Source organism: Providencia sp. PROV129 (assembly GCF_028482245.1).
Taxonomy (GTDB): Bacteria; Pseudomonadota; Gammaproteobacteria; order Enterobacterales; family Enterobacteriaceae; genus Providencia; species Providencia vermicola.
Genome location: NZ_JAMPQD010000005.1, coordinates 136,383 through 159,941, shown reverse-complemented (window position 1 = coordinate 159,941; position 23,559 = coordinate 136,383). Strand labels below are relative to the sequence as shown.

At 40.6% G+C, this 23,559-nt stretch carries 21 protein-coding genes; 9 read left to right on the top strand and 12 right to left on the bottom strand.

Translation table 11 applies throughout. The annotated features are described in order from the left end of the window. Positions 1–28 precede the first annotated feature (28 nt). Together PSF27_RS02335 and PSF27_RS02330 are read right to left on the bottom strand one after the other, a co-directional pair. Positions 29–349: a hypothetical protein gene (locus PSF27_RS02335; RefSeq protein WP_206083906.1), complete on the bottom strand. Its 321-nt coding sequence runs from the start codon at positions 347–349 to the stop codon at positions 29–31. Between the two features lie 233 nt (positions 350–582). Beyond that, positions 583–1,455, bottom strand: a complete 873-nt coding sequence (locus tag PSF27_RS02330) for a DMT family transporter (protein WP_206083905.1) — start codon at positions 1,453–1,455, stop codon at positions 583–585. A gap of 358 nt (positions 1,456–1,813) precedes the next feature. On the opposite strand from PSF27_RS02330, the gene PSF27_RS02325 reads away from it, so the two are divergent. Continuing rightward, entirely contained in the window at positions 1,814–2,020 is a 207-nt protein-coding gene (locus tag PSF27_RS02325) for a 3-oxoacyl-ACP synthase (protein WP_206083904.1), read from the top strand. Positions 2,021–2,090: 70 nt separating this feature from the next. Here PSF27_RS02325 and PSF27_RS02320 read toward each other — a convergent pair whose 3' ends face one another. Further along, positions 2,091–3,563: an anion permease gene (locus tag PSF27_RS02320; protein WP_272680799.1), complete on the bottom strand. Its 1,473-nt coding sequence runs from the start codon at positions 3,561–3,563 to the stop codon at positions 2,091–2,093. 675 nt (positions 3,564–4,238) lie between these two features. Between PSF27_RS02320 and cutA the strand changes: the two genes are divergently transcribed. Both cutA and PSF27_RS02310 read left to right on the top strand, forming a co-directional pair. Then, positions 4,239–4,586, top strand: a complete 348-nt coding sequence (cutA, locus tag PSF27_RS02315) for a divalent-cation tolerance protein CutA (protein WP_206083902.1) — start codon at positions 4,239–4,241, stop codon at positions 4,584–4,586. Between the two features lie 347 nt (positions 4,587–4,933). After that, positions 4,934–5,275 carry a carboxymuconolactone decarboxylase family protein gene (locus tag PSF27_RS02310; RefSeq protein WP_206083901.1) on the top strand — a complete coding sequence of 114 codons (342 nt, stop codon included), beginning with the start codon at positions 4,934–4,936 and terminating at the stop codon, positions 5,273–5,275. Positions 5,276–5,331: 56 nt separating this feature from the next. On the opposite strand, the gene PSF27_RS02305 is transcribed toward PSF27_RS02310, so the two are convergent. The 4 genes from PSF27_RS02305 to betI form a co-directional block, all read right to left on the bottom strand. Then, positions 5,332–7,587 carry a TonB-dependent receptor domain-containing protein gene (locus tag PSF27_RS02305; protein WP_206083900.1) on the bottom strand — a complete coding sequence of 752 codons (2,256 nt, stop codon included), beginning with the start codon at positions 7,585–7,587 and terminating at the stop codon, positions 5,332–5,334. A gap of 377 nt (positions 7,588–7,964) precedes the next feature. Beyond that, on the bottom strand, positions 7,965–9,641 hold the full coding sequence (gene betA / locus PSF27_RS02300) for a choline dehydrogenase (protein ID WP_206083899.1): 1,677 nt from the start codon (positions 9,639–9,641) through the stop codon (positions 7,965–7,967). A 39-nt stretch (positions 9,642–9,680) separates the two neighbouring features. After that, on the bottom strand, positions 9,681–11,159 hold the full coding sequence (gene betB, locus PSF27_RS02295; protein WP_272680798.1) for a betaine-aldehyde dehydrogenase: 1,479 nt from the start codon (positions 11,157–11,159) through the stop codon (positions 9,681–9,683). Between the two features lie 21 nt (positions 11,160–11,180). Beyond that, the gene (gene betI / locus PSF27_RS02290) at positions 11,181–11,783 is read right to left on the bottom strand and encodes a transcriptional regulator BetI (RefSeq protein WP_272680797.1); all 603 of its coding nucleotides are present in this window, start codon (positions 11,781–11,783) and stop codon (positions 11,181–11,183) included. Positions 11,784–11,992: 209 nt separating this feature from the next. On the opposite strand from betI, the gene PSF27_RS02285 reads away from it, so the two are divergent. After that, positions 11,993–14,035: a choline transporter gene (locus tag PSF27_RS02285; RefSeq protein WP_206083896.1), complete on the top strand. Its 2,043-nt coding sequence runs from the start codon at positions 11,993–11,995 to the stop codon at positions 14,033–14,035. A gap of 60 nt (positions 14,036–14,095) precedes the next feature. Here the strand turns inward: PSF27_RS02285 and PSF27_RS02280 are convergent, their stop codons facing one another. After that, positions 14,096–14,455 (bottom strand): hypothetical protein, encoded by a 360-nt coding sequence (locus PSF27_RS02280; protein ID WP_206083895.1) that lies wholly within the window; start codon positions 14,453–14,455, stop codon positions 14,096–14,098. Positions 14,456–14,912: 457 nt separating this feature from the next. Between PSF27_RS02280 and PSF27_RS02275 the strand changes: the two genes are divergently transcribed. Continuing rightward, entirely contained in the window at positions 14,913–15,833 is a 921-nt protein-coding gene (locus tag PSF27_RS02275; protein ID WP_272573691.1) for a chitinase, read from the top strand. Between the two features lie 20 nt (positions 15,834–15,853). Here PSF27_RS02275 and kdgR read toward each other — a convergent pair whose 3' ends face one another. Then, on the bottom strand, positions 15,854–16,633 hold the full coding sequence (gene kdgR / locus PSF27_RS02270) for a DNA-binding transcriptional regulator KdgR (protein WP_272573693.1): 780 nt from the start codon (positions 16,631–16,633) through the stop codon (positions 15,854–15,856). Between the two features lie 211 nt (positions 16,634–16,844). On the opposite strand from kdgR, the gene PSF27_RS02265 reads away from it, so the two are divergent. Next, positions 16,845–17,789 carry a sugar kinase gene (locus PSF27_RS02265; protein WP_272680796.1) on the top strand — a complete coding sequence of 315 codons (945 nt, stop codon included), beginning with the start codon at positions 16,845–16,847 and terminating at the stop codon, positions 17,787–17,789. Between the two features lie 12 nt (positions 17,790–17,801). Beyond that, positions 17,802–18,419 carry a bifunctional 4-hydroxy-2-oxoglutarate aldolase/2-dehydro-3-deoxy-phosphogluconate aldolase gene (locus tag PSF27_RS02260; protein WP_206083891.1) on the top strand — a complete coding sequence of 206 codons (618 nt, stop codon included), beginning with the start codon at positions 17,802–17,804 and terminating at the stop codon, positions 18,417–18,419. 134 nt (positions 18,420–18,553) lie between these two features. Here PSF27_RS02260 and PSF27_RS02255 read toward each other — a convergent pair whose 3' ends face one another. Beyond that, positions 18,554–18,850, bottom strand: a complete 297-nt coding sequence (locus tag PSF27_RS02255) for a chaperone modulator CbpM (protein WP_206083890.1) — start codon at positions 18,848–18,850, stop codon at positions 18,554–18,556. Next, positions 18,850–19,791 carry a curved DNA-binding protein gene (gene cbpA, locus PSF27_RS02250; protein WP_206084379.1) on the bottom strand — a complete coding sequence of 314 codons (942 nt, stop codon included), beginning with the start codon at positions 19,789–19,791 and terminating at the stop codon, positions 18,850–18,852. Before cbpA ends, PSF27_RS02255 begins: the two co-directional genes overlap by 1 nt. A gap of 313 nt (positions 19,792–20,104) precedes the next feature. Between cbpA and PSF27_RS02245 the strand changes: the two genes are divergently transcribed. Further along, positions 20,105–20,551, top strand: coding sequence for a GNAT family N-acetyltransferase (locus PSF27_RS02245; RefSeq protein ID WP_206083889.1), 447 nt, complete (start codon positions 20,105–20,107; stop codon positions 20,549–20,551). A 463-nt stretch (positions 20,552–21,014) separates the two neighbouring features. On the opposite strand, the gene PSF27_RS02240 is transcribed toward PSF27_RS02245, so the two are convergent. Beyond that, positions 21,015–21,728, bottom strand: a complete 714-nt coding sequence (locus PSF27_RS02240) for an RNA polymerase sigma factor FliA (RefSeq protein WP_206083888.1) — start codon at positions 21,726–21,728, stop codon at positions 21,015–21,017. A 617-nt stretch (positions 21,729–22,345) separates the two neighbouring features. On the opposite strand from PSF27_RS02240, the gene PSF27_RS02235 reads away from it, so the two are divergent. Next, positions 22,346–23,524 (top strand): MFS transporter, encoded by a 1,179-nt coding sequence (locus PSF27_RS02235; protein ID WP_272680795.1) that lies wholly within the window; start codon positions 22,346–22,348, stop codon positions 23,522–23,524. Positions 23,525–23,559 lie beyond the last annotated feature (35 nt).

Here is a 23,559-nt window from a genome sequence, read left to right as displayed (position 1 = left end):
TGGATAATTCACTGCGGGTTAGGCAATATTAACGCGCGTTTTGTGAACACTGTTGAACGAATTCAATCATTGTTTTTTGGAACTCAGGCTCTGCATTCCCTGATTTTTCCAATTCACCGTCCATACGTTTAAATTCACTTAAACCATATTTTTCAATCGTTTTATCGTATGCACAACCACAAATGGCGCTAATTGCTTTTGCAGTTTCGCCTTGTGGGTTACCTGAAGCCACCACACAAGTATTCACAAAATTTTCTTTGTATTCTGCAATTTCTGATTTTTCATCGGAGCATGCTGATAACACGCTCATCACACCCGCCATACCCAATATTAATACTAATTTTTTCATTTTTTGCCTATTCCCCATTCAGCTTTCAATGCATAAACAAATGACAATGCATGCTCTTGTTCAGTATTTTGCTATTTTGGGTAATTATTGTCTACTTTCAACACTATTAATCTTAATTTACAGAATAAGAATGTCTTATTAAGATTAATACCCTATCGATAAATCTTGCTATTAATCATAGTCGTTTTCTTTAAAAAAATCCGCAATCATTAATGTTTTTTTATCTATCAGTCTTATTTAGATAATGAGTTTGAACAACGCCAGCGGTAATAAAATAAAGAAAATAAAATCAGTATGCAGCCCACGATTTGAATTAGCGGCATACGTTCGTGATACCAGATGGCAGCAACAAAGACTGTCATTACAGGCTCTAAGATCATAATAATCGCTGCATTGGCTGCGGTAGTGTTTTTTTGACCAACAAGTTGCAATACAAAGCGTAAGCTTGTCGCGATAACCACACTTGCCCCTAACCACATCACGGTTGGTGTGGTTAAACTTGTCGGCCATTCTTCTAAAAAGAATGAAAGCACCAAGGCCACAATCCCTGTTGTGGCTAACTGTATCGTTGTTAAAGGTAAAAGAGGCACCATTCGGGTATACAAACTGGTATAACAAAAATAAATCGCTTGAACGATAGCGGCACCTAAAAACCACAACTGGCTTGCTTTAAATTCAAGCTGCGCTTTAAATAGAGTTAAACAAGCTAGCCCAATAATCGCTACTGGCAACGCTTCCCAAAAATATCGGCTTGGTCGATTTTTCAAGATAACCCATGCGACTAAGGGAACAAATAACATCGCAAGGCTCATAATAAAAGCCCCTTCCCCAATAGAGTCAGTTATCGCAACCGCATGGATCCACAAAACTAAATTCAGTGCCATCCAACCGCCTGTCATTAATATTTTAGGGAGTTGCTTCAGTGGAATTCGATTTCTTTTTCCTTTGCAAAAAGGAAGCAATATAATAGCGGCAAGTAAAAAACGCGTTCCCAGAAAAGCGAAAACAGGCATACCTTGAACGGCTTCACGCGAAAAAACCCACCCCCAAGCGGCAATCATCGTGGTTAATACCAAGAAGAATTCAGCTTTCCTTTGTGAATACATGTTTCCCTCTACATAAATTTGATCGCGAGTTTATATATCATACTGGCTTTTACAACCAAACCAATTACATTTATGGTCTTTACCTACTTAACTTTAAATTAAAAATATCCCACCAAAAAATGTAAATATGACCTTTAAATTCCCCTTATTTCCCCTTAATGACGTTATTTCTATTTTTATCTACTCTTTTTTCTGGCAAAAACTCTAAGAACAAATGTTTCTCCGCCTAAATGGGGAAATAGGTAAAAAAACTCGACAATTTTTATTCACTTTTTATCTGCGATAATCATTTCATCGTAACAATTTCTTATATTACTTAACGCATTGCTGTTACTTATTACAACAAAGGTAAATTGCCATGATCATGAAAAATACTGTCTCAACGGACAACGATATGGTCAAAAAAGTTAAACTCGCTATTAAAACACGAAAATATGCTCATGCAGATGAAATCAATTTGTTATGGCAACATGCTCTGAATACCAAGGCCGTGATCAGCTGGAAAAAAATAATGTTAGTTTCGATTATCGTTAGCACAATTATCCTGATAATCAGTGCATTATAGCATTCAACGGACATAAAAAATCGGGCAATTATGCCCGACTTTTATTTATCCTCATGTTAGCCGCGTATTATTACCAGTAACCTAAGAATTTCCACCAGACACTACCAATAAAGAACCAAATAGCGAGGTTAACAACACTCATCACAAAACCTGTTTTCCACCATTCACCTAACGTTGCATACCCCGACCCGAAGATAATAGGTGCAGTACCTGTTCCATAATGGGTCAACGACATCATTAACGATGATGAGAATGCGAGTGTCAGTGCTAATAGCATTGGAGGCGCACCTAATGCTAAACCTGCAGAGAAAAACGCCGCATACATAGCGGTAATATGCGCAGTAGTACTCGCAAAGAAATAATGGGAGTAGACATAGATTAAAACAAGGATGAGCATACCCCATACCCAGCTAATCCCCATACTATCAATTGTGCTTCCGACAGTTAATGACATCCATTTAATTAGGCCTAATTTACCTAAGAAGCTCGCCATCATAACTAAAGCGGAGAACCAAACGACAGTGTCCCAAGCCCCTTTATTTTTCAATACGTCATCCCAATTAATCACGCCTGTTGCCAATAGAATACTGAGTCCAATAAAGGCAGCCGTTGTCGCATTAATACTATAAGCAGGCCCAAAGATCATCGCAGGTACACCAGCCCACATTAATAGCAGTAAGCCAAATACCCCTAAAGTGATCTTTTCAGGCAATGATACTGGCCCTAATTGTTGTAAACGTTCTTTTGCAAAATTAGGTGCATCAGGCGTTGAGGTGATTTCAGGTTTATACATAAAGTAAATAACGAGAGGCATTAAAATAAGCGAGACAATAGCAGGAACAAATGCCGCAATCGCCCACATTCCCCAAGTCAGCTCATTACTTTGGCTGGTTTCACTAATAATCAAACTGACGATTAACGGGTTTGGCGCTGTTGCCGTAATAAACATCGCCGATGTAATCGGATTAACATTATAGTTTACTAAAGAAAGATAGCGTCCTATTTTACCTGCCGTTCCATCTTCTGCTTTTGACCCAAAACTGTCAGATATTGAACGCATAATCGGGTGAATAATTCCCCCTCCTCGCGCAGTATTACTTGGTGTCACTGGGGCAAGAATTGTTTCTGCTATCGCAAGTGAATATGCAATTCCAATCGTTTTTTTACCAAACAATGAAATAACATAATAACCAATCCTTGCGCCTAAGCCTGTTTTATTCAAGCTCATAGAAACCATAATCGAGATACCGATTAACCAAATTAAATCATTTGAAAAACCACTTAATGCATCAGCAATAGCGCCTTTCGTTGATTCAGGGTTGGTGACTCCTGTTGCTGCAACTAGTGAAATAGCCACAATAGAAACCCCGCCAATTGGCAAAGCTTTGCCAATAATAGCGGCGATTGTGCCGACAAATAGTGCCAAAAGATGCCAAGCATTGGGATTAACACCCTCAGGTACTGGAATTAAAAACCAAATGACAAGTGTGATTACAACTGCGATTAATGTTGGTACAGGTTTTAAAGGTGTAAGTTTATTCATAGAGTTATCCATACATGCCTAAAGATGGAAATACAGAGTATATTCAGATAATTATTTTGATTTACATCATCATGTTAACAATGTAGAACCTAAAAACTTTGATCGTTATCAGTTAGTTACTTTATTTCAGGAATAAAGTAACTTTTTTTTGTAAAATTTGGTTATTACTAACTTTCCAATAATGCTAATGCCATTATTGAATGCAAAAAATCCTTACTTGCTTTTAATAACACAAGAAAAATATTTACTCGCTAAATTGGTATTTTACATATTTATAATGTATTTAGGTCTATCGCATATAATAGCTCAATTTATTATCTTAATTTTCTTAATATACTAAAATTTCAATTTTTTTTATAATTTAACCTTGTTTTTTGTAGGCTGAATCGAATTAGTTACACTTTAGATATAAAAGAACACATTCTTTAGATATATACACATAATATTTCAATTACATTTACAGGTGAAAAACACATGAGATGAATAAATAACCAATATTAGATTAAAAAACAAGCAATATGACTTATTATTTGATATACAATTGTTACTTGAAATAATAATTTTTTTTGTGCATTAAAAAATGTCCTTTAGATATTCATATCTCATTCCATATTATTGTCTCTAATCTACCATTAATTACAGCACGCTTCTTAATATAACCATCGAGGAAATAAAATGACTACCAATAGCCAATACAGTAATAATTCTCAACCATCTTGCATTGTATTATGCACAACCAATAGTCAAGAGAGTGCAATTAAAATCGCACAATACCTTTTAGATAACCAGTTAGCTACTTGTGTTTCTTTATTGCCTGAAATAATATCTTTATACCTTTGGCAAGGTAATATCACAAAAGATAAAGAAGTTTTACTACTAATTAAAACAACACAATCTAATCAACTCAGCATTTTTGAGGCGATAAAAAAAATACATCCCTATGAAACACCTGAATTAATAAGGCTTGACCCAAGTCAGGTTGAGGATAACTATTTACAATGGCTAATTAATTCCGTCAAATAATACTCTACTCAAATGATTTTTAAAAATTTTTTCCATTATTAATCAACATTTGATGTATTTTTGGAAAATAACTCATCTGGTCGGGTATGGTTTACATTCAATCAGTGATATATAAGTAGACTCGCTTTATATTTATTTTCCCTCCTTATCTTTTTTGGGAGGTTTTTTTTGCCCATTTTTAGTGTTTGCTCCCCCCCATTAATTGAAATAAAAAACCATACTAAATTAACTTTTTAAAATTTTAAATTTTAAATTTTAAATTTTAAATTAATTTTGATTGATAATATACAAAAAAACACTATATTATTTTACATAATATAAATCCATTAACTAAAAGTGAGAAAAAAATGTCTAAATACAATGACGTTACCCAACATATCAGTAAACACCTTCCGGAATTAGGTAAACATATTCCTGACGTTATGAAACACTTTTCGGGGCTTGTGAGTACTGGCGTACAAGATGGTGCCCTTGATAAAAAAACCAAAGAGCTTATCGCTATTGGGATCGCAGTTGCAAACCGCTGCGATGGCTGCATTGGTTTTCACACCAAAACATTAGTTGAACTAGGCGTAACAGAACAAGAGTTAGCTGAAGCACTCGGCGTTGCTATCTTCATGGGTGGTGGCCCATCTGCCATGTATGCAGCTGAAACTATTAGTGCATACAAAGAGTTTTCAGCCAAATAAATAATGACTGTGATATTGCCTTAAATTTCATAATCTAAGGCAATTGAATTGGCCACTTAGAAAGTCGCCTCAAGTCCCAGTCTGAACGTCCTTCCTGGAATTGGCATATAAATAACAGTACCTGGGTCAAACGCATAGCGATTGGTTAGGTTATCAATATTGAAATTCACATGAAGATTTTTTTGAATAGAATACTTCCCTAATAAATCAAAAGTCGTGGTTGCATGTAACTTAGTGACAGGGGCAGCGGCTGTTCCCGCTAACCATTTCTGTGGGTATTCCTTGCCTGCATTATAACGCACACGTAAGCCTGTTTGTAATTTCTGATCAAACATTTTCACCCCCACGATTCCAGAGACGACCTTTTTCGGTGGGAGACGCGATGGTGATAATCCCCATGCAAACCCAACTGAGTTGCAAGCAGCGGGTAAGTTACCTAATTCCATTTCATCACGAGAACAAAGCTCTGAATTGTTATAGAAGGTCGCATCTAACGAGCCGAAAGCATAATTAGAGTCATATTTCGCTTCAATTTCATAACCTGAAAGCTTGAAACTATCGTAGTTTTTCATGACAACATAAGGTGAATAGACCCCCGTTGGGTTTACCCCTTGGGAAAGATAGCCTTTAATATCATTATTAAAGTACCCCACCCGTAAGCCAGCAGTATCTTCATCAAAAATCAGGTTATTTTTTTCAAAATCAATTCCAACCTCAAATGATTTTGCATGCTCTGGTTTAAGTGGCACATCGGGTGTATAAGAATACGTTTGCCCAGAAACTGTGGTTTCAAATAGGCTTGGCTCACGGTAACTGTCTGAATACTTAGTATAGACATCCAACTCATCAGTCACATGAAAACGCACTTCACCTAAAAAATCATTTTTCGGGCCATAACTAATGCTTTTCCCTAACACATGGTCATCGACATCAAAAGAATGAATACGCCAACCTGCCAATGTACTAATCCACTCACCTTTATATTCCATATTGGTAAATGCCGACGTATTTTTTCCTTTTGCATTGCGTGTTACTGGCGTTAACTCCTCACCAGGGATCGTACCTTCTGGAGTCCATATCGGTTGGTATGTTTTGGTTAACGGCTTCGTTTTTTGTTCCATAAATTCCACGCCGTAAGTCACATTAATAGGGTAATTTGCAAACTCAGAAGTATTTTCTAAGTTAAAGCCCATGCGTTCATCGGTATAACGATGCTGATATTGGTTGCCATAATGTGCAGTAACATCATCGGTCGTGCCATTACGTTGCTTAAATTTACCTTTTGTCCACCACAAACCTAAATTCATATCCACCCACAATGAATCAGGTTTATAGGAATAATTCAATGATGCGGTATCGATATCTGCCGTTCCGAGTGACCACTGTGGCATTTTCCCGTCAGATTGATACCAATATGCAGCTAAAACTTCCCCTGCTTTTTGTTCATGACGGCGGTAATTTAATTCGATACTTGAATAAGGGTTAATATAGATATTGGTTTTTAACAGCGTTGATTGACTTTCATAACTGGTATTGACCACCTCTTGCCCAGGTTTTATGGGGGCATCTGTAGTTGAATATTTATGGTAGCCATTCTTCCCTGCCAAAAAGTTGCCTTGCTTTCTATCACTGTGAGCAATCAGTACATCGAATTTTTCATTTCGATACGCCATTCCCACTGTCACTGAACCATTATTAAAGTGAGAATTTTTAATCCCATTCGATAAGCGGTACTGTGATTCGTTTTTTTCATCTGATGCCACTGATGGACGGCGATTATTATTGTAAATATTCCCTTTAAATAAAAAACCGAATTGGTCACCTTGGGGGATAATACTATTCGCCGATAAGGTTTTTAATTTCACCGTTCCCCCGATAGCACCACCAGAGAATTTACTCATCGACGCCCCCTTTTCAATATTGATAGTATCGACCAAATCCATATCAATATAGGTTCTGTCCGTACTGCCTTGGTAGCCTCGCCATGTATTGGTAGATTGCAAGCTGCCATCAATAATAATCGGCACTCGCCCATTACCTTGCAAACCACGAATACCGATATCCAATGCACCCGCTTCATTTCGAGCATTATTAACCTGTAATGAACTTTCATTCGCAAATATATCGGAATTGGTTGTTCCTCGAACCGTTGAAACATCTTTGGTATCGATTTGTTTGCTATTCGACTTTATTTTACTGGCAGTGACCGTCAGTTTATCTTTCTGAGGTGTAGTTTGAGTTTCATCCGCAAATGCCGCACTTGATGAACAAATAACAAGTAAGCTAATTATTTTTTTATTTTGAAATATCATTTAAGTAATGCCTTCATTAATTAATGATTATTTTATTGAGACAATAAAATCCCGTACGGGCAGAGTTATATATCCCTACTGCCATACTGGAATTCATGAATTTTATTGTAGGTTTATATGTTACGCTTTAAATGAAGCCAACAGAAAAACCTTATTTATTGAATGGTTACGTACCTATTCCCCCTATGAATGCAATAACCATTGAAATATACACCAATGATAATAATGATCAAGATAATAATGAATATCATTTGCATTATTATTATCATTAATTTATTTATTAATAAAATCTTTATTCAAACGTAAAAAAAGCGACAATACTCAACGTATCGTCGCTTAAGGGAATTAAATGACCGCTAGTAGCTTAATATAATGCGTTATTTCTGAGGCTCCCTCCGAACAGGAGCGCCATCCGCTACATAATATTCTGCATCACTTGCTGCTAATGGAGAGCGATGACGAATTTTGTCTGCAATTTTTTCGGCAATCATAATGGTCGTTGCATTCAAATTTCCCGTAATAATGAGCGGCATAATCGACGCATCGACTACTCGTAAGCCACTAAGCCCATGTACACGCCCTGAACCATCCACCACTGCCATATCATCATTGCCCATTTTACAGGTTCCGCAGGGATGAAATGCCGTTTCGGCTCGTTCCCGAACGAATGCGTCGAGTTCTTCATCCGTTTGAATGTGCTTACCAGGGCTAATTTCCTCTCCCCGATAAGGGTCAAGTGCTGGCTGCGCCATGATTTCTCGCGTGATACGTATTGCTGCGCGGAACTCTTCCCAATCCTGCTTTGATGACATGTAATTAAATAAAATGCTTGGGTGTTGACGCGGGTCTAATGAGGCTAAACGGACTCGGCCGCGACTTGGTGAGCGCATTGAACCCACATGAGCTTGAAAACCATGTAAATTTACCGCATTACTGCCGTTATAATTTATTGCTACAGGCAAAAAATGGAACTGAATATTCGGCCATGCAAATTTATCGCTGGTGCGTATAAAACCCCCAGCTTCGAATTGATTACTCGCGCCAATCCCTGTGCCTTTAAATAACCACTGTGCACCAATCATCGGTTGGTTATACCATTTTAATGCGGGGTATAAAGAGACAGGCTGTTTGCATTCATATTGCAAATACATCTCAAGGTGATCTTGCAAGTTTTGCCCAACACCTTCTAATACATGCACTTTTTCAATATTAAATTCATCTAATACCTCTTCGGGGCCAACGCCTGAGCGCTGCAAAATTTGCGGGGAAGCTATTGCACCTGCACATAAAAGCACTTCCTTTTGCGCTTTTACCGTTATTGCCGTCGTGCTGTCACCTTGGTAATATTTGGCCCCTATCGCCTTTTTCCCTTCAAACTCAATGATATCTGTTGTTGCATGCGTCACGATTGTCAGGTTTTTTCGCCCTTTAGCTTGGTCTAAATAACCACGGCCTGTACTCGCACGTCGCCCTTGTGGTGTAACAGTGCGATCCATTGGGCCAAAACCTTCCTGTTGGTAACCATTTAAATCGTCAGTTCTTGGATAACCCGCTTGTACGCCAGCCTCCACCATCGCTTTAAACAGCACATTATTACCCGTTTTTGGTGTTGCGACACTTACAGGGCCATCTCCGCCGTGATAATCATTTGGCCCAATATCGCGGCTTTCTGCTTTACGAAAATAGGGTAAACAATCAAGATAGCGCCAATCTTCAAGGCCTGGTGCTTGGGCCCACCCATCAAAATCCATCGCATTTCCACGGATATAGCACATGCCATTAATTAACGAAGAGCCACCAAGCCCCTTTCCGCGGCCACATTCCATACGACGATGATTCATATGAGGTTCTGGGTCAGTTTCGTACGCCCAGTTGTAACGACGCCCTTGCAACGGATACGCCAATGCGGCTGGCATTTGTGTGCGAAAGTCGAGCCGATAATCTGGCCCTCCTGCTTCTAGGAGCAGCACAGTAACTTCAGGATCTTCTGTCAGGCGTGTAGCAAGAACGTTACCGGCTGAACCAGCACCGATAATAATATAGTCATAGACCATTGTTATCTCCTCTGTTTCAGTCAAATTAAAATGATGTGATTAGAAAACGGATGAAAACTCCCCAAGTTCAATTTGAATGGATTTGATTTGTGTGTAGTTTTGCAGCGTTATGATGCCATTTTCGCGACCAACACCTGAGTGCTTATAGCCCCCCACTGGCATTTCTGCTGGGGATTCCCCCCATGTATTGACCCAACAAATACCTGCTTCTAACTGATGGATAACACGATGAGCACGTGTTAAGTCCTGCGTGACAATGCCCGCGGCTAGCCCATAGACGGAATGATTTGCACGCGCAATAACTTCATCTTCAGTTTGGTAACTTAAAATACTCATCACTGGGCCAAAGATCTCTTCTTGTGTAATTTGCATTTCATCACGGCAATCCGTAAAGACAGTCGGTGCCACATAGGCGCCCTTAGCAAAATCCCCTTCAACAAGACGCTCACCGCCACACAATAACCGTGCCCCTTGTTGCTTACCTAATTCAATGTAACGTAATACATTTTCCATATGAGGAAAGCTAACTAATGGCCCAAAATTGGTTTCTTCTACAATCGGTGAACCAATCTTAATTCGTGCAACCCGCTCTACAATTTTCGCTTCAAATTGCGTTTTGAGGAATTCAGGGATAAACACGCGGGTTCCATTGGTGCAAACTTGACCTGAGCTGTAAAAGTTGGCCATCATGGCAATATCCGCTGCTTTATCTAAGTCTGCATCATCAAAGATAATTAACGGGGATTTGCCACCCAACTCCATGGTGACCTCTTTTAAGGAAGAGGCAGAAGCGTTGGCCATCACTTTTTTCCCTGTCGCTATCCCGCCCGTGAATGACACTTTTGCAATTTCTGGGTGTTCCGTGAGCCACTGCCCGACTTCCCCTCCCTTACCCGTTACCACGTTAAATACCCCCGCAGGGACACCCGCTTGCGTATAAATCTCAGCAAGTTTAAGCGCAGTTAACGACGTCACTTCACTGGGTTTAAAAATCATCGCATTGCCCGCCGCAAGTGCAGGGGCTGATTTCCACAACGCAATTTGAATCGGGTAATTCCACGCGCCAATCCCAGCGACGACCCCCAAAGGTTCACGGCGTGTATAGGCGAATGAACTTTCCCGCAATGGAATTTGTTGTCCTTCAAGAGCTGGAATAAGGCCTGCATAATATTCAAGGACATCAGCTCCCGTCACAATGTCCACATATCGAGTTTCAGAAAGTGGCTTTCCTGTATCAAGGGTTTCAAGGTAGGCGAGTTCATCATTGCGTTCTCGTAAAATATCGACCGCACGACGTAAAATTCGCGAACGTTCCATTGCCGTCATTGCCGCCCACACTTTTTGCCCTTGTTTGGCACTTTCCATTGCCCACTGAATATCTTCTTGGCTAGCCGATTGGAGATTGGCAATCACCTCACCATTGGCAGGGTTGATCGCGGGAAATTGGTCGCACTGTGGTTGCGAGCTATCAATATAACCACCATGAATGTATAGCTGATGTAGTGGTGGGTTCTTCATACTATCTCCTGTAAAATTATTTTAGGTTTGAGCTTCGTATACCTCGCCGAGTTTCATTTCGATATACTCATTCGTTATTGTTAACGCATCGGAAACAGGGAAGGTTTCGTTACTTAACGCACTACGCAACCACAGTCCATCAATAAGTGCCGCAAGGCCTTTAGCTGCCATTCGCGCCTCATTTTTTGCCAGCACGCGCCCAAATTCATAACTTAAATTTGAATATAAACGTCGGTCATTGACCTGCTGTAAACGATTTAAACTTGGCTGATGCATGCTACTTGCCCAAAACGCGAGCCACGTTTTCATTGCCGCCTCGCTCGTCTGTGTTGGGTCAAAGTTACCCTCCACAATGGCTTGAATACGCGATTTAGCGTCTGCACCCGTTAACATTCTCAAACGCATCGCAACGGCAAAGCCCAATTGATATTGAATATGTCGCATAGTCGCTTCGAGTAGACCGTTTTTATCACGAAAATAATGGCTAATAATTCCCGTGGAAACACCCGCTTTACGTGCAATTAATACAAAGCTGGCCTCTTGCATTCCAACCTCATTAATTACCGCTAACGTTGCCTGAATTAATTGCTGTTTACGTATCGATTGAATACCTATTTTCGGCATGAGCTCTTAACCTAAAAACACATTGTCTCCATTTATTAAACGTTTTTTTAATTGAATGTTCAATCAATATTAACTACCATTTGTCACAATTAATTCACAATTTCACGGAGGGGAATAGGATAAAATAGGGTTAACTTGCTTAAATTTCAATTAATTAGCAAGAATAATAATTTTTCACCTGTTAAATAAATAAAAATGTGGAACTGCCGATGACAACTCTCAATAGTTCGAAAAATCAGCAGAAAGACAAATTAAATTCTGTGGTTTTTTTCACTTCCGCGGGTCTAATACTCGCGTTTTCTTTTTTCACCATCTTAATGACCGAAACAGCAAACCAATGGATCGTCGCTACCCTTGGTTGGGTATCAAAAACCTTTGGTTGGTATTACCTGTTAGCTGCAACGTTATACATAGTGTTCGTCATTTTTGTCGCAACATCTCGTTTCGGAAATATCAAACTTGGGCCAGAACAATCCAAACCTGAATTTAGTATGCTAAGTTGGTCAGCCATGTTATTTGCTGCAGGGATAGGGATTGATTTAATGTTTTTCTCCGTGGCAGAGCCTGTCACACAATATATGCTACCGCCAACAGGCGAAGGCCAAACATTAGAAGCAGCTCGTCAGTCGATGGTGTGGACACTGTTCCACTATGGCCTAACGGGCTGGTCAATGTATGCTTTAATGGGAATTGCATTAGGCTACTTTAGTTACCGCTATAATTTACCCCTAACGATCCGTTCCGCTCTTTATCCAATATTTGGCAAGCGTATTGATGGCCCAATCGGCCATACTGTCGATATCGCCGCCGTTTTGGGGACTATTTTCGGAATTGCCACCACCCTGGGGATCGGCGTCGTCCAGCTAAATTATGGCTTAAAAGTCCTATTTGATTTACCACAAGGGTTAACCGTACAAAGTGGCTTAATTTTCCTTTCCGTTGTGATGGCAGTCATATCCGCCACATCAGGGGTCAATAAAGGCATACGGGTATTGTCCGAACTTAATGTCCTACTCGCTTTAGGGCTGATTTTATTTATATTATTTGTTGGTGATACCGAATTCTTACTCAATGCACTCGTGTTAAATGTCGGAGACTACGTTAACCGCTTTATGGGGATGACACTCAACAGCTTCGCATTTGACCGCCCAACGGATTGGATGAATAGCTGGACCCTGTTTTTCTGGGCATGGTGGGTAGCATGGTCTCCATTTGTCGGGTTATTCCTCGCGCGTATTTCACGGGGGCGAACAATCCGCCAGTTTGTGATTGGCACCTTAATTATTCCGTTTGTTTTCACTCTATTATGGCTATCCATTTTTGGTAATAGTGCTTTGTATGAAATTATTCACGGAAATAGCGAACTCGCAAAAACGGTCTTGGAAGCCCCTGAAAAAGGGTTCTATTCCCTCCTTGAGCTTTATCCTGGATTTGGCCTAACCGCTTCACTTGCCACGATCACTGGGTTGCTTTTCTACGTCACCTCCGCAGATTCTGGCTCACTGGTACTGGGGAATTTCACGTCAAAACTCAGTGACATCAATAATGATGCCCCTAATTGGTTACGTATTTTTTGGTCAGTCGCCATTGGCTTACTCACATTAGGTATGCTGATGACCGATGGTGTTGCTGCGTTACAAAACACCACGGTCATTATGGGGCTCCCCTTTAGCTTTGTGATTTTCTTTATTATGGCAGGCTTGTATAAATCATTAAAAGTGGAGGATTTTAGACGAGTCAGTTCCTTAAATACCAATGCGCCCGCGCCACTGTATGGCAACGGCACATTAAACTGGAAGCAGCGTTTAGGCCGTGTCATGAACTTCCCAGGAACCTCTTATACGCAAAGAATGTTGGACTTAGTATGCATCCCTGCGATGCAAGACGTGGCGAAAGAGCTGAGTTTAAGGGGAGCGAAGGTCGAGTTTAGCATTCTTCCCCCCATTTCCGATGAACGGTTAGACCATCTAGAGCTCACTGTTGACTTGGGTGAAGAGCAAAGCTTTATTTACCAAGTGTGGCCACAACGTTATTCCGTTCCTGGTTTTACCTATCGTGCCCGTTCAGGGAAATCCCATTATTTCCGTTTAGAAACCTTTTTATGGGAAGGTTCGCAAGGAAACGATTTAATGGATTACACTAAAGAGCAGGTTATTAGTGATATTCTCGATCAATATGAAAAACATATGAATTTCATTCATTTGAGTCGAGAATCTCCCGGGGCAACTCTCACATTTCCTGAATCTGTATAACCCCAAATAAACAAGGGAGCTTATTGCTCCCTCATAATTTAATAATTAATGGTTCAACAATTAATTATACCGACCCGCTTGTTCCAACATCTTTTTCATTTGCTGGCGATCGTTCATCCATGGCGTTGCACTCGGGCATCCTGCTCCCGTTGGGTTAACATCACAAACATTGAAATGTCTAAACAAGGCATTTTCGTCGGCGTCACGCTGCTCAAGTAAAGCTTGATAACTTTGTTCTTCTGGCGAAAGTTTCTTTTTGGGATCAAAGACAAACTTCTGTTCTGCCTGTAATTTTTTAACCCCTTGGTAGTCTTTATCAAACTGACGATCAACGGGTGATTTCTCTTTAAAGGTAAAGTCGCTGGCAAAGCCGCAAGAAGTGAAACTAAGAAAGATAATAAAAATAGCCTTTTTAAACATAAAGATACCCTACTGTTTCGATAAGTTTACATTATACGCAAAACAGTAGTACCGAATAGGAATAATTAAATATTAATTTATAATAATATTATTATTCAAATAGATAATTCACATTAGATATAAAATCAATTGATTGATATAAATTTTATTAAGAATCTAGTATTTACGCAGCATTAATCTTCAATCACTTATTAAAGTCTGTTATTACAATCTATTAGGTCCCTGCAATTTTTTAATCTTGCTAGAAATCGTCCGAGCCGAAAATAGGCGGTAAGTAAAAACAGACCGATGAGCTGATTCTGCTGTCTGAGACTGTAACCTAGTAGATTACTAACAATTTTTAATCTTGTTCCATTCGCTATTTTTTATAAAAGTAACCTTACCCTCTCAATTGACTGATTAACTTATTGAGGGCGAAATTTCACTTTATATCACTTAACCTGCGAAAGGATAGACAATGAATAAAACGTATTTTGGTCCGTATATCGATGTCAGCGTAGATGCAACTTGGAACGATTGGCAAAACTACCCGAATGGCAGGCCTAATGCGAAATACAGCCAAGCGGCTATCAAATATGGCGTTGATATTCTTTATCTTGGTTTTTTAACCGCAACTCGTGATAAACAAGCAGCATGGTCAGCCCAACCTACGATGCCAATTAGCTGGGCAAAACCGTTAACGGATGAACTTATTACAGCTGGTGTCAACGTTGCCGTTTCATTTGGGGGAGCAGCAAACCAAGATGTTTCCCTCGTACAACCACTGGAACAACTCATTGAAACCTACCAAGAGGTGATAGATGTACTTGGCGCATCACATATCGATTTAGACTTTGAGAACGGCCTCTATGATGCAGACAAGGCGTTTGCTGCGTTAAAAGTGATTATCGAAAATAACCCTGAGATCACCCTAAGCCTAACCTTACCCACCCTGCCTACAGGACTCACAGGGACAGGGCTAGATTTAGTCAAAAAATCAGTGGATGCTGGTTTAGTCATGAAAGTGAATGGCATGGCAATGGACTACTATGACCCGAATATCAGCAGTCTCGGCGATGCGGCTATCAAAGCGGCCATCAGCATTAAGAACCAATTAAAGCCGTTCTACCCAACCGTTGGTGATAAAGAAATGTATGATTATGTTCAAATCACACCGATGATTGGTTTAAACGATGACCTGACTATGTTTAGTTTCCATGATGCGGATATCTTAAGCGAGTTTGCTAAGAAAATAGGGTTAAACCTTGTTTCGATGTGGAGCCTAACACGTGACCGACCAGGTAATAAACCATACCCTGAAGCCACAAGCTCAGGCAATCCAGAGCAGACTCAGGAATTTGAATACACCGAGTTATTTACCCAAAAACTGAATTCATAAATAACCCGATATCATCAATATCATGGATAATGGTGATATCCCATTTTTTCTGAAATACGGCGGCCTGATGTTTTGAGCAATTTTACATAATGATCAAGTTGCTGTTCATCAAAACGAATGGTTGGGAATGAAATCGATAATCCCGCCACCACATGACCTAAGCGGTCATACACAGGCACCGCAACACAACGCAAACCGAGTTCTTGCTCTTCTCTATCCTGCGCATAATGGCACTCCCGCACTGCAGCTAATTCCACCAGCAAATTTTCGATGCTTAAAATGGTTGTATCCGTTTTTTGGGTAAACGTCTCATCTTTTAAAGCTAAACGAATGGCTTCTTCATCTTGCCAAGCCAGTAAAATTTTGCCAATTGCTGTGCAATACAGTGGGTTACGGCGGCCTACCCGCGAATACATGCGCAAGTTATAACTGGAATCAATTTTATGAATGTAAATAATGGCATCTTCATCCAATGCCCCTAAATGCACGGCTTCATGGGTTATTTGCCCAATATGGCGCATTTCTTTATCCGCGATTTCAATTAAGTCCACATATTCAAGGGACTTTGCGCCTAATTCAAAGAGCTTTAATGTCAGTGAGTACTTATCTGCCTCACCTTCTTGCTCCACATAGCCCAATTGTTTCATGGTTTGCAAAAAACGAAAGGTGGTGGCCTTTGACATTAATAAACGCTGGGATAGCTCAGAAACACCAATCTCTTTTTGCTCCCCTAACGCACTGAGAATACTAAATACTTTCACCACTGCAGATACGGCATCAGTCTGAGTCGTCTTATCCATGTTATTTTCTTCATCCTATTAGATTGGCCGCGATAATTAATATCATAAAGCCAATTAAAACCACGCGATACGCCATAGCATAATTGTCGAACCTCATAAAAACAAGAACAGTGATTCATTATTTTTAAAACGGCGTTTCATTTTTATTGAGTTTCTGTACCAAATGCGTTTTAATAGCCTCATCAGGTCAGTAATCGCGCAGGTGATAAAAATGAGTACACATCCGCAAGTTGCCGTCATTGGCGAGTGCATGGTTGAATTGCAAAAGTCGGGGGAGCTGTATAAGCAAGCCTTCGGTGGGGACACGCTAAACACTGCGCTGTATTTGTCTCGCTTAACTCAAAAACAGGGTGTGACAACACGCTATATCACTGGTTTAGGAAAAGACCCATTCAGCCAACAAATGCTGGATAGCTGGCAGCAAGAAGGTATTAATACTGAAGCTGTCTCAATTTCACAAAAGCATTTACCAGGGATGTACCTAATTGAAACCTCCGCTGATGGCGAACGCCGTTTCTTTTATTGGCGCGATAACGCGGCCGCCAAATTTTGGTTGGATGAAAACAGCAAAGCACACACACAGCAACTTCTTAATTCACAACAATTTATTTATTTAAGTGGCATCAGCTTAGCGATTTTACTTGACTCAGCTCGCCAACTTTTAATGGAAATACTGCAACAAGCTAAACAGCACGGTGCGAAAATTGTGTTTGATAATAACTATCGCCCTGCTCTTTGGCCATCAAAAGAAGCCGCACAACAGGCTTACCAACAAATATTAAAATTAACCGATATCGCGTTTCTGACCTTTGATGACGAGCAACTTCTGTATGGGGATTGCCACGAAATCGAAGCCATTTCGCGTACGCAACTGTATGGCGTGAATGAGATTGTGATCAAACGTGGTGCGGAGGCCTGCTACGTGATCATTGATAATGAGCGCTATGAAGTGCCAGCAAATAAAGTCAGTCACGTTATTGATACCACCGCCGCAGGGGATTCGTTCAGTGCAGGTTATCTTGCCTGCCGCATTTTGGGCGGCACACCGTGCGACGCGGCAAAAACTGGCCACTTACTGGCAGGAACTGTTATCCAACACCGGGGAGCAATTATTCCTGCCGAGGCCATGCCAACCACCGATTTAGGAAAATGTTAAGGGGCTTTAGCCATGAATCAACTGATTGAAAGAATTAAAAAACTGAACGTTGTTCCCGTGATCACCATTAATCATGCAGAACATGGCGCACCACTTGCTAAAGCCTTGGTGGAAAACGGCCTGCCGTGTGCGGAAGTGACTTTTCGTACCCCTGCCGCCGTGCAAGCCATTAAAAATATGCGTGCCGCCTACCCTGAATTGCTGATTGCTGCTGGCACCGTGTTAACCACTGAACAAGTTGACCAAGCTATTGATGCAGGCGTGGACTTCATTGTTAGCCCAGGTTTTAACCCCAAAATCGTCGCTTATTGCCAACAAAAGAAAGTGATTATTATTCCTGGAGTGAATAACCCAAGCCTCGTCGAACAGGCCCTTGAGTTTAACCTGACCACCTTAAAATTCTTCCCCGCGGAAGCCTCTGGCGGCGTTGCCATGCTAAAAGCCCTGAGCGCTGTTTACCCAGTGAAATTTATGCCAACGGGCGGTATCGGTGTAAAAAACATTAAGGAATACAACGCGTTACCATCGGTGTTAGTCTGCGGTGGCTCGTGGATGGTGCCAAATGACTTAATTGACAAAGAAGACTGGCAAGCGCTCGGTAAATTAATTGCCCAAGCGGCAGCCATTTAATTAACAATAAAAAATCTCGTTGTCGTCATTATGCCCTTATTCCCATGATAAGGGCTTTTTTATGAGAAATTAGCCTGCATTTTTTGCTCAATACTCACTAATCCCAACAGCTGTGACTTGATTAATTATTGGTATTATTCATCAATAAAACGTTTGAGCTGTAACCGCAGCATCTCATTTTCACGCCGCAGTCTATCATTTTGATCCATCAAGCTCATGGCCATTGCAATCCCTGGCCAATCAATCTCTAGCTCATGGTAAAGACGCACCGCCCTTCTCACAATAATCACGGCTTGGTCGTCAAATAACCATTCATGAGTTGTTTCAATCGGTTGGATTATCCCCAGCCCGACAATTTCCTGTAATTCATCTTCAGCGATACCTGTATGAATACAGAAATCAATAACGGTTAGTGTTGTTAACTGTTCCATTATTTTCCTCCCCAATTCTTACGCGGGTCAAAACTCTGTTGTGCCTCCGCCAACTTCTGCCACAGTGCGTTGGATTGTGCATCACTGCTCTCTGGCATCACCACTTTTATAATCACGTATAAATCACCGGCATGCCCCTTGTGTACCAGTCCTTTTCCTTTAATCCGTAATTTTTGCCCCACTTGGCTATTTGCAGGAACCGTAATAACGATAGGGTCTTTGAGCGTCGGAATAGTGATTTTGGTGCCTAGCGCAGCTTCCCAAGGTGCTAAAGGCGCCACGATTTCCAAATCATGCCCTTTAATATCGAATAATGGGTGTGGTGCAATGCGGATGGTAATCCATAAATCACCGTTTTCACCGCCATTTTCCCCTGCGGTACCTTGCCCTTTTAAGCGAATGCGTTGCCCATCAATAACCCCTGCAGGGATTGTCACATTTAATGTTTTGGGGATTTCATTGTCGATAAAACCGTAGGCATTATAAACTGGTAAATTGTAGCTTATGGTGCGTTTGTGTGATTCTTGGCTCTCTTCGAGGAAAATAGCCAATTCAACTTCGAGGTCTTGACCGCGGTGGCTACGTGGCTGCCTTGTGCTACCACTACGTGCACGTTGAGAAAACATCGATGAGAAAATATCATCGAAATTCCCTGAATCAAAACCTTGCTGGGAGTATGAATGACTTTGCTGGCCTTGAGCCCCTTGGTTAAAATAAGGGTCGTTTCGGTGTTCCCACATCTCATCGTATTCTGCACGCTTTTCTTTATCACTTAGTACTGCCCACGCTTCGGCGATTTCTTTAAAACGCGCTTCCGCATCGGGCTCTTTGCTAACATCAGGGTGATATTTGCGCGCTAAGCGGCGATATGCGGTTTTAATGGTCTTCAAATCATCAGTGCGATTTACACCCATGATGCTGTAATAATCCTTTAGTTCCATAGTCATATCTCGTTCATTTATTTGTTGAATAGAATTCTTATGGTGCTTTACCTTGCCGCGTGTATTTTGAAAATATAATGGCAGCATTGAATTTAACTTAAGATATTTAAGCAATAATTGGAATAGCCGAACAAGGTTAAAAATTAAATATATTAATTAATCAGCCCATTCAATAGATAACGATATTGTTGATTTCACGCGAACTACCATTCCATAAACACAGAAATTATTGATAAATCCCCCTAAAAACAGGAAATTTTCACCATTTCAGGCTAAACCTATAAAAGAGCTAATTGATTGCAAAGGAAACCCTATGGATGCTATTACCAGCCGCCTGAGCTATAAAATGAATTTCGCCATATCAGTTGAAGATTTTATTCGGTTAATTCTTCAGTCACCGTTTAGAGAAACGGTTTCAACCGATAATCTAACTCAATTAGATGCAATGCTGAATAACGCGGATTTATTGATTAGTGCATGGGACGATGAGCAAGTGGTGGGGTTTGTCCGCGCGGTCACGGATTTTAGTTCTTGCTGTTATATCTGCGAACTTGCCATTGACGCACATTATCAAAAACACGGCATCGACCGTCAATTAATGCGCATTGCCGCCGAAGAACTTCCCCCCGACTGCCAAATTTTATTTTTCTCCACCGACAGCAATCTCACCGAATATCTGAAATTGGGCTTCACCCAATCACCAAGAGCTTGGCACACCACCGCGGAGACCTATTTAGCCAAATCCGCCGATAGGGATTGAGGCACTCACTCACAATAAATTCAAGAAAATACTTTTTAATTCAACAATGATGCCCTAACCAATTCACACATAATAAACTCAAAAAATTCTTTCAACTCCGTTGCGATGCTCTAAATAATTCGGATTGTGGGTAGAAGACTAGAAAAGATACTTCGAGAAAGACACACATGTTTAGAAATCGGCGAGGGAAACCATTTCAATCTTATTATTCCCCTGCTCCAGATGCTCTAAATAATTCGGATTGTGGGTAGAAGACTAGAAAAGATACTTCGAGAAAGGCACTCATGTTTAGAAATCAGCGAGGGAAACCATTTCAATCTTATTATTCCCTCGATGTAAATGCTCTAAATAATTCGTGCTACAGCTAGGCGGCGAGTGAGTTTAGCCCTAGGAGCATACATAAGTATGTGACTAGGGTGAACTCATGAAGCCAACAACGCTGTGGTGCGAAGTATGACGAGCATCATCGCAACTTACCGCGCAAGCGCTTAATAGCCTGACTATGAAGCTGACTCACCCTCGACTCCCCCACCTCCAGCACCGCACCAATCTCCTTCAGGTTCAGCTCCTCTTGGTAGTACAACGTCAGCACCATTTTTTCACGCTCTGGTAGCTGGTCTATCGCCGCCATCACTTGCGACTTTAAGCTCGACTCCATCAGCAAGCTTAGCGGGTTACCACCGTCGCTCTCATCCATTTGCGGCTCACAGCTTTCCCCGTGAACTTCATGCCACTCATCGTAGGAAAATAGCTGGCTATTATTGGTATCTAGCAGTGCTTGGCGATACTCTGCAAGGTCAATATCCAGCGCTTTAGCGATTTCTGGCTCCGTCGCGCTGCGCCCCAGTGATTGTTCCAGCGCGCCAATCGCCTTGGTCATTTCCCTTGCTTGGCGGCGCACGCTGCGCGGTACCCAGTCACGGCTGCGCAGTTCATCAAGCATTGAGCCACGAATACGCTGCACCGCATAGGTGGCGAACGATGCCCCTTGGGTAACATCGAAACGTTCCAATGCATGCAGTAAACCAATGCCCCCCGCTTGAATTAGGTCGTCGATATCAACACTGGCGGGTAGTCTAACTTGCAGTTTCAGGGCTTCATGGCGTATTAGAGGGTAATAACGCTCCCATAGGCTATTTTTATTAATCACACCTTCGGCAGTATACAAATCACTCACAACCTGAATCACCCTTCAAGCTTTATAAAAGGTACCCATTATCTGTGTTGGTTTTGATTTCAATCCGTAGAGTAAGGCACTAAATGTGGCTTTATTTCCCTTATCCTAAATAGGCAAAATTTGAATATTCACGAGGTTAATGGTTGTTTTAACACAACTTTCAAGAGATTTGATGGGTAATACAAGTGGGCGTGGTTATTTTGTTAAAAGGTAGCTTTTTCATTAAATTGCAGGTTTTGGCTTTAGACTTTGCTATTAGCTGTAAGCTGGGTTAACCCCCTTAAAACAAATGAAGCTATTGGTAAACAACAAGCGCGCTTGGCGCTATGCATCATAACCAAGGTAAACATAGCATTTGCTATGGGAAGTAATGACAATGAAAATAATCGGACTAATAGATTATATAAAAAATATAATTCTTAAATCTATTTAATATTAATTAAACATTGAAATTATTCAGGCTAACAAGGTAAAAAATTACTATTTGACAGATTTAATTTACATAATGTATTTTTACATTCACCAATGCAACGGCAGATGAGTTTAATTAAAAAATCAAGTATGACCTTTATGAAATAATTAACTTTAAATTTTAACTTAAACCGTTAAGAATAAAAATGGCATACAAAATATATTTCTTTTATTTTTTCTTTCTTTTCCCAATGTGGATATCCAAAACATTGCAGCCCATCTATTGGGAACAGCAGGCGCAATTGAAGTTATTTTCAATTTCATACGTAATGATGGCGGTTGCGGGGGCGTGCTCACTATTTTATGCCAAAGGGCTATCCCGATTTGGTACTAAGACTGGTTTAATTGTGGGCTTTTTCCTGTATGGCTGTGGCCTTGTTCTTAGAGCCTATCCCACAGGGATGGCTATCGCCGTGACTTCAGGTTTGATGGCAGGGATGGGTGCGAGTATTATCGCTATTGCGCTAAAATCACTAATTTTTAATATTGATAAACAGGAACAAAATAAAGTCCTGCTACACACCGATAATTTAAGCACAGTTGCACAAAGCCTTGGGGCTTTTATTGCAGGAGGGCTAGTGACGATTTTATCAATTATCGTTCAAACTCCATATCGTTCCGCCTTATTGATTAGCGGGGTCATGGTATTAATCACCATAGTAGCCATTCCTTCATTAAAAATACCAAAAACTGAGAAACCATTAGTGAAAAAAGATTCCCCAAAAGGCATTTCATTTTTTCCTTTTCTCAGTAAAGCAGATTTAATTTTATTTATTGCATTTATTATCAGTGGCGCCAGTTGGGCACTGATCTTTCCCATTACTCCTGTGTATTTAAAAAACATGCATTTTTCAGATGCGAATGTTGGCCTTGTGATGTCATTAGGCGTTATTTCTGGGTTAGTACTCAAGAACCTTTTTATGTTTATTTTTTCTGACAAAGATAAACCTATCTCATTACTCGTTTTTTCTGGTTTATGCATGCTGATGCTCTATGGCATGTTTTGGTCGATAAAATTTAGCTCCCCGATTGTTTTCGCCATCTCGGTTATTGCCATGTATATGTTTAGAACCGTTTGCTCACTACTGATCAACTTGGTTGAGATGGAGATTGCCCGCAAAGGGAATGCTGAACATATTTTTGGTTTAATACAAACTGCATTTTTGACAGGGGATATCTTTGGCGGAATTGCCCTACCCTATGTTTATGAGTCTGGTTTTCTGGTTAATTATCCTTTGGTTATTATTATATTTATTCTGTTATCAAATATATTAATTTACAGCTGTGCCAAAACCAGTGCTAAAAACCATACAGACTTTAACTGAATGCTAAAGCAAGGTCTAAATAATTCGAGTTGCAG